General features: G+C 59.5%; 13 protein-coding genes. 4 read left to right on the plus strand and 9 right to left on the minus strand.

The window, feature by feature from the left end:
* Nucleotides 1-67: 67 nt before the first annotated feature.
* Nucleotides 68-1477, plus strand: coding sequence for an L-serine ammonia-lyase (locus CAURI_RS07330; RefSeq protein ID WP_010190153.1), 1410 nt, complete (start codon nt 68-70; stop codon nt 1475-1477).
* Here CAURI_RS07330 and hisS read toward each other — a convergent pair.
* From hisS to tpx, 3 genes are read right to left on the minus strand one after another with little or no spacing between them, the layout of a single operon-like run.
* Nucleotides 1474-2751, minus strand: coding sequence for a histidine--tRNA ligase (gene hisS, locus CAURI_RS07335; RefSeq protein ID WP_010190154.1), 1278 nt, complete (start codon nt 2749-2751; stop codon nt 1474-1476). The two genes, CAURI_RS07330 and hisS, sit on opposite strands and share 4 nt — an antisense overlap.
* A 5-nt stretch (nt 2752-2756) precedes the next feature.
* The gene (locus tag CAURI_RS07340; RefSeq protein WP_010190155.1) at nt 2757-3401 is read right to left on the minus strand and encodes an MBL fold metallo-hydrolase; all 645 of its coding nucleotides are present in this window, start codon (nt 3399-3401) and stop codon (nt 2757-2759) included.
* The gene (gene tpx, locus CAURI_RS07345; RefSeq protein ID WP_010190156.1) at nt 3401-3898 is read right to left on the minus strand and encodes a thiol peroxidase; all 498 of its coding nucleotides are present in this window, start codon (nt 3896-3898) and stop codon (nt 3401-3403) included. The genes CAURI_RS07340 and tpx overlap by 1 nt, the downstream gene beginning before the upstream one ends.
* Before the next feature lie 107 nt (nt 3899-4005).
* On the opposite strand from tpx, the gene CAURI_RS07350 reads away from it, so the two are divergent.
* The 3 genes from CAURI_RS07350 (at nt 4006) to CAURI_RS07360 (ending at nt 5816) form a co-directional block, all read left to right on the plus strand.
* Entirely contained in the window at nt 4006-4866 is an 861-nt protein-coding gene (locus CAURI_RS07350; protein WP_010190157.1) for a peptidylprolyl isomerase, read from the plus strand.
* Between the two features lie 288 nt (nt 4867-5154).
* Complete coding sequence (locus CAURI_RS07355; protein ID WP_010190158.1) at nt 5155-5505, plus strand: hypothetical protein; 351 nt, start codon at nt 5155-5157, stop codon at nt 5503-5505.
* A 56-nt stretch (nt 5506-5561) separates the two neighbouring features.
* Nucleotides 5562-5816, plus strand: coding sequence for a hypothetical protein (locus tag CAURI_RS07360; protein WP_010190160.1), 255 nt, complete (start codon nt 5562-5564; stop codon nt 5814-5816).
* Nucleotides 5817-5941: 125 nt separating this feature from the next.
* On the opposite strand, the gene CAURI_RS07365 is transcribed toward CAURI_RS07360, so the two are convergent.
* The 6 genes from CAURI_RS07365 to secF all read right to left on the minus strand — a co-directional run bounded on the left by CAURI_RS07365 (nt 5942) and on the right by secF (nt 14490).
* Nucleotides 5942-6517, minus strand: coding sequence for a DUF421 domain-containing protein (locus CAURI_RS07365; RefSeq protein WP_012715071.1), 576 nt, complete (start codon nt 6515-6517; stop codon nt 5942-5944).
* 73 nt (nt 6518-6590) lie between these two features.
* The gene (locus tag CAURI_RS07370) at nt 6591-8654 is read right to left on the minus strand and encodes a bifunctional metallophosphatase/5'-nucleotidase (RefSeq protein WP_010190165.1); all 2064 of its coding nucleotides are present in this window, start codon (nt 8652-8654) and stop codon (nt 6591-6593) included.
* Between the two features lie 172 nt (nt 8655-8826).
* Nucleotides 8827-11124 carry a RelA/SpoT family protein gene (locus tag CAURI_RS07375; protein ID WP_010190167.1) on the minus strand — a complete coding sequence of 766 codons (2298 nt, stop codon included), beginning with the start codon at nt 11122-11124 and terminating at the stop codon, nt 8827-8829.
* A gap of 34 nt (nt 11125-11158) precedes the next feature.
* Nucleotides 11159-11713: an adenine phosphoribosyltransferase gene (locus CAURI_RS07380; RefSeq protein WP_010190169.1), complete on the minus strand. Its 555-nt coding sequence runs from the start codon at nt 11711-11713 to the stop codon at nt 11159-11161.
* A complete protein-coding gene (locus CAURI_RS07385; protein WP_012715072.1) occupies nt 11710-13323 on the minus strand; it encodes an ABC transporter substrate-binding protein in 1614 nt (537 codons plus the stop codon). The genes CAURI_RS07380 and CAURI_RS07385 overlap by 4 nt, the downstream gene beginning before the upstream one ends.
* Nucleotides 13324-13326: 3 nt before the next feature.
* Nucleotides 13327-14490 (minus strand): protein translocase subunit SecF, encoded by a 1164-nt coding sequence (gene secF / locus CAURI_RS07390; RefSeq protein WP_010190171.1) that lies wholly within the window; start codon nt 14488-14490, stop codon nt 13327-13329.
* Nucleotides 14491-14492 lie beyond the last annotated feature (2 nt).

Raw genomic sequence — 14492 nt, forward strand, 5'->3', positions numbered from 1 at the left:
ATGGAGGGCTCTCGGTACTATCGTAAGGCGTAACTTATTTAACGCTTCTAAGGAGGTTTGACCCCACATGACAATTAGCGTGACCGATATCTTCTCCATCGGCATCGGCCCTTCCTCCTCTCATACCGTCGGCCCCATGCGTGCCGCCAAGGCTTTCCTCGAGACACTGGATGAACACCCTGCAAAGGTCCACGTCGTGCTGCGCGGCTCGCTCTCTGCTACCGGCCGCGGCCACGCTACGGATCGCGCCGTAATTTTGGGGCTTGCTGGTTGGGACCCGCTGTCAGTACCGCTCGACGCCGAGCCGCGTGCTGATGCCTTCATCCCCAGCGAGGGCTCCATCTCGGGCCCTGCAGGCGATGTGCAGTACAGCATCGAGTTCAACAACGAGCCGGTGCCGGAGCACCCGAACTGCCTCATTTTCACCGCTTGGGACGAAGGTGGCTCCATCCTCGCCGAGAACGCGGAATACTTCTCCGTCGGCGGCGGGTTCATCCTGTCCCGCGAGGAATTCAATGCCCAGCTTCAAACCGACTCCGGTGTACCGGCTGGTGTCGCCGCGGCAACTGCTGAGGACACCGTTCCTTATGAGTTCCAATCGGGTGAGCACCTGCTTCACCTGTGCGCGGCCAACGACATGGCCATTTGGGAGATCGTCGCCGCCAATGAGGCAGTCCTGCACCGCGAAGAAGGCGGGCTCGACTACGTCTACCAGCACCTCGACCTTGTGTGGGACATCATGCGCGAATGCGTGACCGAGGGAATTTCCACCAAGGGAATCTTGCCAGGTGGTCTCCGTGTCAACCGCCGTGCGCCGCAGATGTACCAGCAGTTGTTGGCCAAGCAGGACGACGAGTCCTGTGGCTTTTCTGCAATGGAATGGGTAAACCTCTACGCGCTCGCTGTCAACGAGCAGAATGCCGCCGGCGGCCGCGTCATTACTGCGCCGACGAATGGCGCCTGTGGCATCATCCCAGCGGTGCTCCATTATGCCCGCGACTTTATGGCGGACTTTACGCGAGCCGATGCCCGCCGCTACCTGCTCACTGCGGGTGCCGTGGGCATCATTATCAAGTCCAATGCCTCCATCTCCGGCGCCGAAGTGGGCTGCCAGGGTGAGGTAGGCTCTGCCTCCTCCATGGCGGCGGCCGGCATGGCTGAGCTGCTCGGTGCTACCCCGGAGCAGGTGGAAAACGCTGCCGAGATCGCTCTTGAGCATAACCTCGGCTTGACCTGCGACCCTGTCGGCGGGCTCGTGCAGATCCCCTGCATCGAGCGCAACGCCATCGGCGCCGTCAAGTCCATCAACGCCGCTCGCCTGGCCCGCATGGGTGAGGGAACGCACCACGTCACCCTCGACAACGCGGTGCGCACCATGGCCGAAACCGGACGCGACATGCTCTCCAAGTACAAGGAGACCTCGCTCGGCGGCCTAGCGAAGACGATGGGCTTCACCGTCTCCCAGGTGGAGTGCTAAACCAGCTGACGAAGCTGGTTGACGATGTCCCCAACGGGGACGTCGTGCTGCTCGTGTGCGCGTAGGTCCTTGAGCGCCACGGAGCCAGCCTCTAGCTCTTGGTCACCGAGGACGAGCGCGAAGCGGGCGTTGGCGCGGTCAGCGCCCTTCATCGCTCCCTTGAGGCCACGGTCACCGAAGGACATATCGGCAGAAATGCCGGCCTTGCGCAGGTCATTGATAATGCTGACCATTTTCTGCTTTGCCGCAGCGCCCAAGGCCACACCATAAACGGCTACACGCTCGTCGACGCCCTCGAGCTCCACGCCCTCGGCTTCCAGAGCCAAAACCGTGCGGTCCACGCCGAGGCCATAGCCAATGCCGGACAGCTCCTGCCCGCCGAGCTGAGCCATGAGCCCGTCGTAGCGGCCGCCGCCGCCAATGCCGGACTGCGCGCCGAGGCCATCGTGGACGAATTCGAAACAGGTCTTCGTGTAATAGTCGAGGCCGCGGACCATGCGCGGATTGATGGTATAGGGCACGCCCATGTCATCGAGCAGGCCAGTGACCGTCTCAAAGTGCTCACGGCACTCGGCATTGAGGTGGTCAAGCATCAAGGGGGCATCAACAAGCTGCTCTTGGACCTCCGGGCGCTTGTCATCGAGCACGCGCAGCGGGTTTAGCTCCGCGCGGGCCTTGGTTTCTTCGTCTAGATCCAGCTTGAACAGGAACTCCTGCAGCTTCTCACGGTAAGCTGGGCGGCAGTCGTGGTCACCCAAGCTGGTCAGCTCAAGGCGGAATTGGCTCAGGCCTAGGCTGCGGTAGGAGCGATCCGCCAAGGCAATGATCTCTGCGTCCAGCGCCGGATCATCCACGCCGATGGCCTCCACTCCAACCTGCTGCAGCTGGCGGTAGCGGCCCGCCTGCGGACGCTCGTAGCGGAAGAAGGGACCGAAATAGTTGAGCTTCACCGGAAGCTGGCCGCGGTCGAGGTTGTGTTCAATGACCGCGCGCATGACACCCGCGGTGCCCTCTGGTCGCAGCGTCACGGAACGATCACCGCGATCGGCGAAGGTGTACATCTCCTTCGACACGACGTCCGTGGACTCCCCCACGCCGCGGGCGAACAGCGACGTGTCCTCAAAGACGGGGAGTTCGATGTGTTGGAAGCCGGACAGGTGTGCCTGATGCACGAAGGCCTCACGGACCTTGGCGAAGATGGCCGATTGCGGCGGGACGTAGTCCGGCACACCCTTAGGCGCGGACAGGGCTTTGAACTGCTTCTTATCACTCACGCCCTTTAGAGTACATCCCCCGCTGCGCGTAGAAACGGATTAGTCGCGCGTTCGCGGCGCATGGTCGTCGTTGGGCCGTGCCCCGGCAAGATAGCAAGGGAGTCATCGAGCCCCCACACGGGACCGCGTAGCGAACGCTGCATCGCGGCGTGGTCGGAATGCGGCAAGTCAGTGCGCCCGATGGAGCCCTTAAACAGCACGTCGCCCGTCAGGGCAATCCCCTCAGCCACGAGGATGACGCATCCCGGCGAATGCCCTGGCGCATGGAGCAGATCGAATTCCAGGCCAACCAGACTCAACGTTTCTCCGCCGATCAAGTCGCGGCGGTCCGCTACCTGCTTCATGGAGGCAGCAGCAAAGAGCATCTGCGACTCGGGAGACACACCAGAGCCATCCACCAGCATGAACGCATCATCCGGGTGGATGTAGACCGGTAGGTCAAACTCGGCGGCATCGCGCGTGTGATCAATGTGGCCGTGGGTAAGTACGACGGCCTCAAACTCCAAGGACTTCTCACGCGCGAGTTGCTCAAGCTTCTCGCGCGTGTGCATCCCTGGGTCCACGATGAACGCTCGGGAACCGTTAGCCACCACATACGTGTTGGTTTTATAAGGCCCAGCGGCGAAACCGTAGATTTCAGGAGCGCTCATTACTTGAGGGCCGCCAAAGCTGCGTCGTAGTCCGGCTCAGTCGTGACCTCCGGAACCAGCTCGGTGTAGGTCACCTTGTGATCCTCGTCGGTGACGATGACCGCGCGGGCGAACAAGCCCTTGAGCGGGGAGCCTTCCAGGACGAGACCGAGCTTATCGGCGAAATCAGAGCGGAAATCAGAAGCACTGACGACGTTCTCGATGCCTTCTGCAGCGCAGAAACGCTCCTGCGCGAAAGGAAGGTCGCGGGAGACGGACAGGACAACGGTGTTCTCTAGACCAGCTGCCTCTTCGTTGAACTTACGCAGCTGTGCCGCGCACACACCAGTATCCACGGATGGGAAGCAGGACACCACCAAGCGCTTGCCTGCGAAGTCAGCGTTGGTCAACTCTGCCAAGTCGGTTCCCACGAGGGTGAAGTCCGGCAGGGCGTCACCAACCTTGGGAAGCTCTGCATTGGTTTCGACGGGTTTATTCTGAAAATTCGTTGTAGCCATGGCACCCAAGCGTACTGACCCTCGGGGCGGCTCGCCACGGTGCACAACGGTGCGGTTAGGATGAGTGGGTCGAAAGTTTGTGAACCACCACAGTGAAGGAAACATAAGTGTCTACTAACAGCCAGCGCTTGGATGATGCGCTCAATCAGCTCGATCGCGAGCTGAAGTCCCGTGACCGCAAACAAAAGAGCCGCCCGCTAGGCGTCGTTCTCATGGCCGCCGTGGTCATTATCACCCTCGTTGGCGGTATCTGGTTCCTGTCCACGCGCTCGTCAGAGGAAGAAGAAATCCAGGCCGAAGAGAGCTCCGCTGCGAATACCACCACCGAAGCCCCCACTGCCGAGGCATTGAGCGGCAAGCGCGCTAAGCCCCTTGGTGAGACCGTCACCTGTGAATACCCGGAGTCTGGCGACGCTTCCCGTGAGGTCCCCACTCCGCAGGGCAAGGACATTCCCGCCAAGGGCGAGGTGACCGTCAACTTCGCCACCAAGCAAGGCGATATTGAAATGACTCTTGATCGCTCCCTGGCTCCGTGCACCGTCAACGCGATTACGGACATGATTTCGGCGAAGTATTACGACGACACCGTGTGCCACCGCATGACTGATGGCGGCATCTTCGTCCTGCAGTGCGGTGACCCGTCCGGTAAGGGTTCCGGCGGACCGGATTTCCAATTTGCCAACGAGTATCCCACTGATGAGGCTGACGACGCCGCAATGGCCCAGCCGGCTCTGTACCCGAAGGGTTCCATCGCCATGGCTAACGCCGGCGAAGACACCAATGGTTCCCAGTTCTTCATTAACTACAAGGATTCGGAGCTTCCGCCTGCCTACACATACTTTGGCAACCTGACAGAGAAGGGCCAGAAGACCATCGACGCCATCGCCGCTAAGGGCGTCAAAGATGGGCAATCCGATGGTGAACCCGCTGAAGAGGTTCGCATTACTAAGGCCACCATCGAAAGCTAAGTTTTACCCCCTTTACGGTGATCAGCCTCGCGCACGTTCAGTGAGCGGGGCTTTTCCTTTCCCACCCCACACTATCCATCGTGAACTAAGAGTTTCTTAGCCTTGAGCTGTTCATTTAGCAAAGCATCCTTCGCCCGAAGGTGCCATATCGTGATAAACCCAGCTCACATGCGACAGCCAGCAGACCTTCAGACTCGTTGCTCAAATAATAGAACCCTTGCAAAACGCGCAATGCCTCAGTAGCATCTGTGAGGTCTTTGAAAATCCCGAGATACCTAAGGAACGAGAATGAAGCTCTTCTCCCGTAAGGCACTTGTTGCTGCCGCTACCGCCGCTACCGTTTCCCTGTCCGGCGTGACCGTTGCTACCGCTGAGACCACCACCGACGACGCTCCTGTAGTTAACGACACCACCACCACCGACAACGGCGGCAACGACAAGGACAAGGATAAGGACAAGGATAAGGACAAGGATAAGGACAAGGAGTCTTCTTCCTCTTCTTCCTCCAATGACTCCAAGGGTTCCTCCATCTCCGACATGAGCCCAAAGGAGATCCGCGACTGGATCGCTGTCTTCACCGCCATCATCGGCGCTCTGGGCACTGTCTTCGCTTTCTACAACAAGAACTTCGCTAAGTAAGTCAGACCACATAAGTCTGGCATTCCGTTCACATTCGAATCAGATTAGGACACACCATGAAGTTCTTCTCCCGTAAGTCCATCGTTGCTGCTGCTACCGCTGCAACCATCGCTTTCTCCGGTACCGCAGTTGCTTCCGCAGCTCCGGTTGAGGATGACAGCTCCTCCAAGGCTTTCTTCGCCCTCTCCTCCGACGATGAGGGCAACATCAGCCCGAAGGAAATCCGCGAGTGGATTAAGGTCTTCACCTCCATCATCGGCGCCATGAATGACGCAATGCGTCTCGGCGACAAGATCGCTGGCACCAAGTAAGCCACGATCGCCTCTAATCTCCTCTTGCGCAATGCGCGTGAGAGGAGATTTTTCGTTTTTCGTTCCGCCAGATACGACGGCGCAATAGACTCGGCGCGGCTTCTCTAAGAAGCCAGAAACCCCTACTAATTCTGCTCATCCACTTCCTCGATGCGCTCGGCGCCAAGGACATCCTTGAACACTGAAGCATCGACAAGCTGGCCTCGTCGGATGACGGAAATCTGGCCGGTTGGCTCCAGGATCATCAGTTGCACATCGCTGCGCCGGCCGAGGCCAACTTTACGCACGGCGGAGTTAATGTCTCTTTCAGTGATGTGGGCGAAACTCATATTGTCTTCCTGCAGCTGCCCCTTATAGACCAGCAATACCGGCTTGCGGTCAATAAACCGTGACCACGTCACCAATTGGCGGAATGTGCCGAAGGCGGCCTCCAAGAGCATGAGGGTAAACAGGCCAATGATGCCGGCGGCAAGCGTCGGCGGATTGCCCACAATAACGCGGCCCGAGACCGCACCAAACATAATGATGATGACAGCATCAGAGGCAGTGATGGACGTCAGAACGCGGCTGCCAAAGAGCTTGACCAACACCATGAAGGCCAGATAGATACCCAGCGTTGCAAGCATCACCAGGGGAATGCGGTGAGGCTCGATACCAAGTTGGTACATTGCCTCGCGTCCAAAAAGCCTCAGTGTATCCACAACCTCCTACCCTACCTTCCGCGAGATAAAGCTAAAGCCCGCACCGTAGTGCGGGCTTGTGCGTCAAAAATGACTAGATGTTGAACTGCTTGCGCAGCTGCTCAATCATCTGCTGAACCGGAGCTGGGAGCGCAGCAACCGGCATGTTAATGGCACCGATAGCTGCTGCGACAGCAGCAGCAATTGCGGCAACGATACCTACGCTCAGGCCGATGGAGGAACCAGCATACTTAGCAGAGCCACCATCCTGCGAGCCGTCATTGCCGCCAAGGGACAACGGAAGTACAGCCTCAGTACCAGCATCGGTGGTGATTACGAGGTTCTGCTCGCCAGTCTGGCCCTCCGGGATGGTGAGCTTGACGGTTGCGCGGCCGCGCTCACCGAAGCCCTTGTCCCCTTCCTGCGCAGAGTTATCAATGTCAGCCTCAGCCTTTGCATTACCAAGAGCAACGCTGACCTTCTTAGCCTGCGGCTCCTCTGCGTTGGAGTAGTTCAGGGAAGACAGGTCGATGGTGATTTCGTTGCCCGGCTTCACGTCGCCTTTGATGTGAACACCAATCTGACTTTGGCCGGTGCGGACCTCAGCCTTATCGGACTTGATGTAGTCAATCATCGCCTGGGTGTCCATGTAACCAACATCGTTGCGATCCTTCAGTGCGCCCGCATTGAAGTAGCCATCGCCGCCCTTCTCGGTAGCGCTCGGAGCAAGGAAGGAAGACATCGCCACGGTGTAGTCCTTCTTCGGATCGAGCGGCTCGCCGTTAATAGTCACGGCTTTAACGCGCTTGCCCTGCTCCGCCTTCTGGTCATAGACTACGGTGACGTTGTTGGACAGGCCCATAGCCAGTCGTGCGCGTTCGTTGCCCGGCTGCCACTGGTTCTCCAGGGCATTAATGAACTCCTGGCCAGAAACCGTACCGGTGATTACTTGGTTGCCGAAAGGCTGGACAGCGAAGATGTCCTTGTAGGTAACGTCGCCCGCCTTGAGGTCCGCGCGGACGCCGCCGGCATTCATGATGCCGAGGTCGATGTCCTTACCAATCTGCTGGGACAGTGCATAGCGCTGGCCGTCCGCAATGTAGTTATTGAGGGTGGACTCCACGCCGCGGTTGGAGCCCGGCTCGCCGCCCTCGTCGGAACCACGGAACATGGCCTGCTCGGTGATGGCGGCAACCTTGTTGCCCTCCTCGTCAGACTCGGCCTTGGCCTGAGCGACAATGTCAGCAACCGCTGGGTCGTCGGCAAGCTCCGCGGCATCAGCAGCGGTGTACTGCTTTAGCTCAATCTTGGTGATCTTCTTCTCGGCCTTGTCGAAGGTGATGTCGGCGTCATTAAGCAACTTGCCGTACTCGTGCCCCTGAGCCCACTGCAGCGGCAGTGCTCCTTCACGCTCGACCTCGCCCATGGTCTTCTGGTGGGTGTCACCGCCGAAGAGAATGTCAACATCCTTGTTGAAGCCCTCGGCAAAGCCCTGTGCATCCTCGTGGAAGAGGGCGACGACCACATCGGCCTCGCCGGATTTCTTCAAACGGCTAGCTTCCTTATTCGTAGCTTCTACCGGGTCAGTGAACTCAACGCCCGGGATGGAGGCGGCAGACACCTTGTACTTGGTGTTCTCGGTGACGGTACCGACGAAACCGACCTTAACGCCGTCGATTTCGCGGACTGCGGAGGCATCGAGCAGCGGTTTGCCGTCCTTGATCACGTTGGCACCCAGAATCGGGAATTCGGATTCGTTCGTGATGCGTCCGGTCAGGTCCTCGGTGCCCTTGTCGAACTCGTGGTTGCCCACCGCGGTCGCAGCCAGATCCATGGCGTTCAGGGCCTGGGTGGTGTACTTGTCACCGGAGATAGCAGACACGAACGGAGAACCACCGACGTTATCGCCGGAGGAAGTCAATGCATATTCCTGGTCTTCGTTGACGTGCTTGATCAGAGCCGCCATGCGTGCCGCACCGAGTTCAGACGGGTTACCGGAGCGATCGGTTGCTGGCTCGAGGTGGCCGTGGAAGTCGGTGAAGTTGGTGACGGAGAAAGTCACCTGGTCAGCTTCAGCGGCGAAAGCAGGTGCGCCGGAGACAGCAACGGCGGTAACGGTAGTGGCGGCCAACAGCTGGCCAAAGCGACGGAAGTTCACGTGGTTCTCCTGAGAATGAGAGGAATCTTGTCCACGTGTTTATAACGCATGCATCACGAAGGCGCAGCGCACGTTGAATCCGCCACCAGCGCGTTCATCAAAGATCTTTCCCAGTTTCACCCACGCGCAACCTTGAGTTCAGCCACGCACCCCCGAATCAGGGGTGGGAGGCTTAGGCGGTGACGCGATAAACGTCGAAGACACCCTCCGTGTTGCGCAACGTTGTCATGAGCTGCCCCAGCTGCTTGGTATCGGAAACCGAGAAGGAAAAGCGCACGGTGGCGATGTGATCATCACCGCGATTGGACGTCATCGACAGCACGTTGAGGCTCTGCTCGCTGAAGATTCGCGTGAGCTCAAAAAGCAGGCCTTGGCGGTCGATCGCCTCCAGTTGCAAGGTTGCGGCGAATGCGCCGGAGGACTTCGGTCCGCCGGCCCACTCGACCTGCATCATGCGCTCGGGCTCGGACTTCAACTTTTCGGCATTGGTGCAGTCCGCTCGATGGACAGACACACCACCGCCGCGGGTGACGAAGCCAAAGATGGCATCCCCTGGCACCGGCTGGCAGCACTTCGCCAACTTGGCCATGACATCTGGGCTGCCCTCCACCAAGATTCCGGTACCGGCTGCGGAATCCTTCGTGTGCTGAGCGCGGGAGTTTTCCAGCTCGCTCAGTGGGGTACGCGAAGCCAAGGCATCGACGGCATCGTCTTGGTCCCCGAAAAGGGCCATGAGCTGGTTGGCAACGTGCTGTGCCGACACGTGGCCCGCGCCAATAGCGGTATAGAGAGCGTCCACATCTGGATAGTGCAGCTGCTCAGCAACCTGCTTCATGGAGCTGGCAGTAAACAGGCGGTGCATGGGCAAACCGCCGCGTTGCACCTCGGCAGCCAAGGCATCGCGCCCTGCCTCGAGGTGCTCTTCTCGGCGCTCCTTGGCAAACCACTGCCGCACCTTCGTCTTTGCGCGGGGCGATACGAGGAATTCTTGCCAATCCCGCGAGGGACCAGCATTCAGATCCTTAGAGGTAAAGATCTCGACCTTATCGCCGGATTTTAGCTCCGATTCCAGGGCCACGAGCTTGCCGTTGACCTTCGCTCCGATGCACCTGTGGCCGACCTCGGTATGCACCGCATAGGCGAAGTCCACAGGGGTGGAACCCGCGGGCAGGTTGACCACGTCCCCCTTTGGGGTAAAGGCAAAAATCTGCTTGGCTGTAAGGTCATAGCGCAGGGAATCCAAAAACTCGTTGGGGTCTGCCGCTTCCTTCTGCCAATCCAGCAGCTGACGCATCCACGCCATCTGGTCCACTTCTTCTTGGTGGCCCGAGTTCTTGCCCTTAGTTTCCTTATAGCGCCAGTGGGCGGCCACGCCGAACTCCGCGTTATAGTGCATCTCGTGCGTGCGCACCTGGACCTCAAGGGTGGAGCCACCCGCCCCGATCACGGTGGTATGCAATGACTGATACACGCCAAAGCGCGGCGAGGAAATATAGTCCTTAAAGCGCCCCGGAAGAGCTTGGTACAGCGAGTGCACCACGCCAATGGCGGCATAGCAGGAGTTGATGTCATCGACAAGAATGCGGATGCCCACAAGATCGAAGATTTCCGCAAAGTCGCGGCCGCGCACGATCATCTTCTGGTAAATCGACCAGTAGTGCTTCGGGCGACCCATGATTTCGGCCTCAATGCCATTGGCTTTGAGGGCCTGGCCTACCTGGGCCTTGATCTCCTTCAGCGCTCGATCACGCGAGGGTGCACGATCCGCTACCATGCGCACGATTTCGTCGTACTTCTTTGGGTACAGGATGGCGAAGGCCAAATCCTCAAGCTCCCATTTGACGCTGGCCATTCCTAGGCGGTGAGCCAGCGGCGCAATGACATCGAGGGTCTGGCGTGCCTTCTTTGCTTGCTTCTCGGGCGGCAGGAAGCGCATGGTCCGCATGTTGTGCAGGCGGTCACACACCTTGATGACGAGCACGCGCGGGTCGGTGGCCATGGCCACGATCATCTTGCGGATTGTCTCTGCTTCCGCAGCAGCACCGAGGGCGACCTTGTCAAGCTTCGTTACGCCGTCGACCAACCGGGCTACTTCGGGCCCGAAATCACGGGTGAGGTCCTCCAGCGAATAGTCGGTATCTTCCACTGTGTCGTGGAGCAAAGCCGCCGCGACAGTCGTGGTGTCCATGCCAATTTCAGCCGCAATGGTCGCCACCGCCAACGGGTGCGTGATGTAGGGCTCGCCGGATTTGCGGAAAACGCCTTCGTGCAGATGCTGTGCCGTGGTGTAGGCATTGTTGAGCAGCTCCGCGTCTGCCTTCGGGTGAAATTCCCGGTGGATGGACATCAAAGGGTCCAGCGCCGGGTTAATCTTTACTCGGCCACCCGTCAGGGAGCGGGCCAAGCGGGCGGACATGCCGCGCACGCTGCCTGGCCGCCATGCAGTCTTGTCCTGCTTTTCAGTCGTCATGTCTGCCTCCGCGAAGTAGCTTAGGCATACAACCTTAGTCCTTCGACCCCATCTGGTTGAGCACAATCAGAGGAGAACCTTTGAGGCGCTCGCGGCCCTCGAGTCCTTGGACCTCTAGGACCACGACGTTGCCCACGACTTCAGCTCCAGCGGATTCCAAGAGCAGGGTGGCGCCGTGGAGTGTGCCGCCGGTGGCGAGGACGTCGTCGACAAGCACGATGCGCTTGCCCTTAATGTCAATGCCGCTATTGGGGATCTCCAGCGCTGCAGTGCCGTATTCCAGCTCATACTCCTGGGTCAAGACGGGCGGTGGGAGCTTGCCCTTCTTGCGGATAGCCAAAATTCCTAGTCCCAGCTTGTAGGCTACGGCTGAACCCAGCAGGAAACCGCGTGCATCGAGGCCGCCGATCATGTCAGCGCCGAGCTCCTTGCAGGCCTCTGCCAAGCCATCGACAACGGCGGTGAAGGAATCAGCATCAGCCAACACCGGGGTCAGATCCTCGAAAAGGATTCCCTCCTCTGGGAAATCCTGGACAAGGCGCACCTTGTCCTTCAAGGCTTGTGCTGCTGCGACGTAAATCTCGCTCACGACTCTTCCTTTGTTTCAGTTGCTGTTGTGGGGTTATAGCTCCAACGGTCGAGGTTCCACCCAATACCCGCAAGGCCAGTGTAGGGCACCACGCCGGTGACAGCGCGGTCGACAATGAAAGTGCGAGGCTGCGCGGCGATGGGAATAGAGGGCAGCTCCTCCCACAATTCCTGCTCCAGATTCCGTAGCGCCGCCGCGTGCTTCACGCTAGAGGACGGCGCGGAATGCTCACGCATCGGGTCCACGGCGCCGAGGTAGACATCTATCTCCGGCAGCCCAGTTGCAGGATCCGCGGCCAATTGCGCACGGGAAACCCGCTCACCGGAACGATCCTCCACCGTGATTCCCGCTGGTTCGCACGCCGCGCGGAGCTCCTCCACCATCGCCTTATAACGCGGGTTAGGCGCGAGGTAACCCACTCCGATGGTGTAGCCGGATAGACCGGATGCCGTTGCATTGTCTAGCGGAACGGTTGTCAGCGAGGACATCTGCGCCGCGACCGGATCATCATTGCGCACGGTACGGACGGTGACAGCGGGAACGTCCACGCCCGATTCCTTCGACGAGACCTGCGCCAAACGCTGTGCATCCACACAGGCCGCAAAGGCAGCGCGTGCCCATGGTTGAGAAAGAGCCCCAGCCTCGGAGAATACTAAGGTGTCAGTCAGGCTTCCCGCCAAAGACGTCTCCTCCACTGACTTGCCCTCGGTATCTCGGTCGAACCACGACGGTGACGCGGTGGCAGCCTCGGCAACACGGAGCTCATCTGAGGCAAGGAACGCGGCGGCGTCCGCGCTTCTCGGAAGCATGAGGATCTCGCGCAGAGTCGGCTTATCGCCGTAATAGTTTTCGTTGGTGGTCAGCACGATGCCACCGTCATCCTCAACGCGCTCGATTTTATAAGGACCGAAGGAAACCTGTAACTCCGGATCAAAGCGCCCTGGTTCCGTAGAGAAACCATAGCGCCACGCCTCTGCTACCGGCTGCAAAGTGGCTACGTCCTGGGAATGCAGAGCTGCATTGAGGTCGTCGATGCTCATTTCAGCCCGCTTGGCCAACACGTGTGCTGGGACTACCGAACCCGGACCAAACAAGTAGCGCCACCGCGAGCCAGCATCGGGTGTAAACCAAACGGTGAATTTCTTGCTATGGGGCGCGCATTCCACCTCCGCCACTTCTTCCATCAGTGGAAGGTGGGAACCGAAAGTCTCGCTCAACTGCCCGGCGGTAAAGGCCAAAAGGTAGTCATCACAGGTCACGGGTTCGCCGTCGGCAAAACGCGCCTGCTCGGTGAGGGTGAAGTCCACGTGCGCCCCAGCGTTTTCTCCCTCGGCGGGGAAGAATTCAGCATCGGCGAGATCTGAATTAGGGACCATCTGCCCCGCCGGGCCCGGCACGTAGAGTGCAGGGAAAACGCGGCTTGCCAGCTGGGCTGCGCCAACCGCATCCCCCCACGCCGTGGCCGCATTGCTGGTGGCAATGGGGGCGTCGGCCAGCACCGCAAAACGCGAAGGCGGTGTGTCTTTGTCAGTTCCGCCTTCCTGTGCCCCGCACGCGGACACGGCAAGAGCTACGGATGCAAGCAGCGCTGCGAATGATGAAATACGCACGGCTTAGCGCCCAGGGCGCCAGGACGCCCCACCGGACTCGTCGCTACGCGGCCCGGATTCGGTCTGTGTTGCGGCTGGTGCAGAAGCTGCGGCCGGGGATGCCACGGTGCGCGTTGCCTTCGGCGCCCCCTCATCCTCTGCTTCGGCGCTCCCGCCCTCGGCACGGTAGGCAGCGACCACCTCGTTGTGCTTCTTGACGCTCTTGCGCTGATTCGACAAGGTCACCAGCAACGTGGTGGCCAGGAAGATGGAGGAGAAGACACCTTCGATAACGCCAATGAACTGGACCAATGCCAGATCTCGCAAAGTACCAATGCCCATCAACCACACGGCGACGATGAACAGCGCGATGATAGGCAAGGCCGAAATCACGGAGGTGGAAATGGAGCGCATCACGGTCTGGTTGACGGCCAGGTTGGTGAGCTCAGCGTAGGTCTTCTTGCGTTGGCCTTCCAGGCCCGTTGTATTCTCATCCACTTTGTCGAAGACAATGACGGAATCGTAGAGGGAGAAGGTCAGAACTGTCAGCAGACCGATGATGACGGCCGGGGACACCTCAAATCCGAAAAGCGCGTAGATGCCCGCGATGAAGACGCCGTCAAAGATGAGCGCGAGGATAGCGGCAAAAGCCATATCGCGCTGCAGGCGGACCGCCACATAGATGGTGGCCAGCACGAGGAAGACCGCCATGGCAACAACCATGCGTTGGGTGATCGAGGAACCCCAGGATTCCGACACCGTCGAGGAGCCAATTGCATCCGGGCTCGGCTTGCCGTTGTCGTCCTTGACTTGGTACGTCTCAAAAATGGCCTGGCGGGCCTGGTTAACCTCATCCTGCGATAGCCGCTCGGAGGTGATCTCCAGAGTCTCCGAGGAACCAGCGCCCACAATCTGCACCAGCTCCGGGGTTACACCGGTGGCTTCCGTGAAGGTTTCTTCTACCTGTTCCGTAGACAGATCGCCTGCGGGCATGTTGAGCTTCGTTCCGCCCTCAAAATCAAGAGACAGATTGAAGCCGCGAAGTACGATAGCCAGGATCGAGGCAATAAGCAGCACGCCGGCGATGGTGTACCAGGTCTTAGCCCGACCCACGAAGTCAAATCCACTGCCGTCCACATAGAGACGGTCAAAACGGGAAATCTTGCGGTTAGTAGTTTCGACAGCCATGG

It is taken from the genome of Corynebacterium aurimucosum ATCC 700975 (genome assembly GCF_000022905.1).
Classification (GTDB): domain Bacteria; phylum Actinomycetota; class Actinomycetes; order Mycobacteriales; family Mycobacteriaceae; genus Corynebacterium; species Corynebacterium aurimucosum_F.

Excerpts from the sequence above, each read along its gene's own strand:
- CAURI_RS07330 (WP_010190153.1), top strand. The coding sequence starts at position 68 with ATGACAATTAGCGTGACCGATATCTTCTCCATCGGCATCGGCCCTTCC.
- CAURI_RS07340 (WP_010190155.1), bottom strand. The coding sequence starts at position 3,401 with ATGAGCGCTCCTGAAATCTACGGTTTCGCCGCTGGGCCTTATAAAACC.
- tpx (WP_010190156.1), bottom strand. The coding sequence starts at position 3,898 with ATGGCTACAACGAATTTTCAGAATAAACCCGTCGAAACCAATGCAGAG.
- CAURI_RS07355 (WP_010190158.1), top strand. The coding sequence starts at position 5,155 with ATGAAGCTCTTCTCCCGTAAGGCACTTGTTGCTGCCGCTACCGCCGCT.
- CAURI_RS07360 (WP_010190160.1), top strand. The coding sequence starts at position 5,562 with ATGAAGTTCTTCTCCCGTAAGTCCATCGTTGCTGCTGCTACCGCTGCA.
- CAURI_RS07375 (WP_010190167.1), bottom strand. The coding sequence starts at position 11,124 with ATGACGACTGAAAAGCAGGACAAGACTGCATGGCGGCCAGGCAGCGTG.
- secF (WP_010190171.1), bottom strand. The coding sequence starts at position 14,490 with ATGGCTGTCGAAACTACTAACCGCAAGATTTCCCGTTTTGACCGTCTC.